The organism is Pelovirga sp. (assembly GCF_059864205.1).
This window is the reverse complement of sequence record NZ_JCBCBS010000141.1, coordinates 1-2,655: the sequence shown is the minus strand read 5'-3', so window position 1 is coordinate 2,655 and position 2,655 is coordinate 1. Positions and strand designations below refer to the sequence as shown.

The 2,655-nt window shown below is 52.6% G+C and carries 3 protein-coding genes; all 3 read right to left on the bottom strand.

Annotated elements, in window-relative coordinates:
- A partial coding sequence (locus AC6F7T_RS08985; protein ID WP_500718013.1) for a 5'-3' exonuclease H3TH domain-containing protein occupies positions 1-703 on the bottom strand: 703 nt, incomplete at its 3' end.
- 110 nt (positions 704-813) lie between these two features.
- The gene (locus AC6F7T_RS08980; RefSeq protein WP_500718011.1) at positions 814-1,527 is read right to left on the bottom strand and encodes a hypothetical protein; all 714 of its coding nucleotides are present in this window, start codon (positions 1,525-1,527) and stop codon (positions 814-816) included.
- Positions 1,528-1,623: 96 nt separating this feature from the next.
- Positions 1,624-2,655: hypothetical protein (locus AC6F7T_RS08975; protein WP_500718009.1), on the bottom strand; the 1,032-nt coding region annotated here is incomplete at its 5' end.

Genomic DNA, 2,655 nt, shown 5'->3' with positions numbered 1-2,655 from the left:
CCTGCTGCGCAAAGGTTTCGAGATTTTCGCGTTGCTTCCCCTTGAGCTTGTCGGTGTTGGCGAGGAGATTCTCCACCGTCTTGAACTCCTGAATCAGCTTGACTGCGGTCTTCTCGCCGATGCCGGGGACACCGGGGACATTATCGGAAGAGTCGCCGGCCAGGGCCTGCACTTCGATGACGATCGACGGCGGGCCGCCGAAGCGCTCGGCGACTTCGGTCATGCCGGTGATCTTTTCCTTCATGGTGTCAAGGAGGCGCACCTGCGAGGTGACGGTCTGCATCAGATCCTTGTCACCGGTGACGATCGTCACCTCCAGCCCGGCAGAGGCAAAGCGCTTGGCGAGAGTGGCAATGAGATCATCCGCCTCAAAACCGGCTTCTTCGAGAACCGGCAGGTTGAGGGCGGCGACGACCTCCTTGATCTTGGGGATCTGCGGGATGAGATCGTCCGGCATCGAAATCCGGTTCGCTTTGTAGGCAGGATAAAGCTCCTTGCGGAAGGTCGGCCCGCGCGGATCGAAGACAACCGCCAGGTAATCGGGCTGCTCGTCGCGGACGATCTTGAGGAGCATAGTGGTAAAGCCGTAGATGGCGTTGGTCGGAAAGCCCTTGCCGTTGGAGAGGTGGCGGATGGCGTAATAAGCGCGATAGATGTAACTGGAGCCGTCGATGAGATACAGGCGTTTGCTTGGGTCAGACATGGGGAGCCTCGCGGGAAATTGAATGGCCGGAGTATTTCACAGGCGGGGCTAAAGTAAAAACAAAAAAACCGCCTGGAGTCAGGCGGTCAAGGAGGAAAGCTTGAAAGATTCTAGCTTTTTTTCTGGGGCTTCTTTTCGCGGATAATACGAAAGGCCAGATCGATAAAAACACGTTCGCCTTTGACCACGTCTTTTCCTCGATACAGAACGTAAGGGCCAGGGACTTCAAAGGCATGGATCTCTTTGTTCCAGATAGCGAGATCGGTGGTGAGTCTCAGGTGATTCTCGGGTTGCAGCATCGTGACATTTTCAAGCTGCAACTGTTTGTGCCGGGCATCGAAGCTGCCGACTCTGGCCTGCAGAATAAATTCGGGTTTGTCGTCGCGCAAAGAGAGTATCTCCATGCCGGCGATGGTCATCTTGACAATACGGCCGGTCCCCTTGATCGCGGCCAGGCCTTTGATACCGTCAGAAAGTTCATCCGGCAACGCCGACCCGGTTTTATTTGGCTCGGCAGGTAGATTGGAACTGTGCATTTCCAGGCGGAACCGGGTAATGACGGCTTCATTGATCGACTTGATTTGAAAGGCACCGATCTTGCGCGGCACCACCATCAGTTGTGCTGCCTGTACACGGCTTTGCAGTTTGCCTTCTTTGTAGTTGCTATATTTCAGTCCGGCTATCTCCATGTCGACGCCGGTCGATTTTTCGACGGTGGGGGTCAGGCGTGATCCGCTGTCATAGAAGAATCCGACCCAAAGAAGTCCGCTGATAATCAGCACACTGGCACTCCCATACCACCATCTGTTCAGAGACAAAGACATGCGCAGATTCCTCTGGAAGAAAAAGGAGGGCCGCCCTGCGGCGGCCCTGAAAAGGTACAAACAATAAAAACACTAACCGATAAAAAGTACTGAGAGTTACTGAGGGGCATACATCTCATAGGGCTCATACATAAAAGCATAGCCCGTAGAAGTAGAATTACTACCGTAGAATGCCTCTGTTTCTAACTCAAACAGGCTCTCGGTTTTGCTGTAGCCGTGCTGAAGATTGCTTACGAGTTTCGTGATACCACCTGCGTCCCCTTCGGTTATATTCAGGGTGAGAATATTCTGAGCCGTTGTGTAGGTCCCGGAAAAAGATGTCGATGATGGATACTGAACATTGCCAGCAAAGGTGTTGTTAGCGTTGAACGTAACTGACCAGGAAGAAGAGGAAGATTCGGTGTAAATGTAAAGAGAAAAAGTACGTTCTGCGAACATCCCCGGTAGAAAAAAGGTCAGGTCGAAGAAATCGGGGGAGCCATCGCCATCCTCGTCGGTGTTGAGGACCGAAGGGGATGTCCCATCAACTTGAACCAGTATACCGCCAAAGGTCGGATCAGGCAGCATTCCTGGGCTGTCGCCAAAGGCGCCATGGTTGTAGGTGGTGGGAATTTTGGAGCGGAGGTCAACCCCTACAAAGAATTTGTCGACGTTGATCACAGCGGCAACAATATCATCGCTTGTGCCGGGGAGACCGTCCGGCCCACTTTTCATCACGTTATACATCGAGGCATTAATCGCTTTTTTCGCCTCAGCCAGATTCGCTTCTAACTCAGCGATCTTGGCTGGATCATTGTAGATCGTTGGGTCACAGGTATACATCCATGTAGAATAGTTCAAATAGCAATTAGTATCGGCAAACTTCACAAAATCATTGGCCTGTTCACCTGTTTCGGCTTTCAACGCAGTCACGGCAGCTTCTAGCGCTGTGACTGCGGCATTGCTGTAGGTTTTGACATCGGCCATGCGAGCGGCATCCTGAAGTTTGCCCAGATCAGAATTAGCGGCCAGGAACTGCTCGGGTGTCCGTGGTGTGTCGCTATTCGCCAGTTTCTGCTCGTTGTCGAGATCGACATTGACATTATAAGCCTGTACAAGGTTGATTTGCGCCAGCATGCCGTTGGCGAC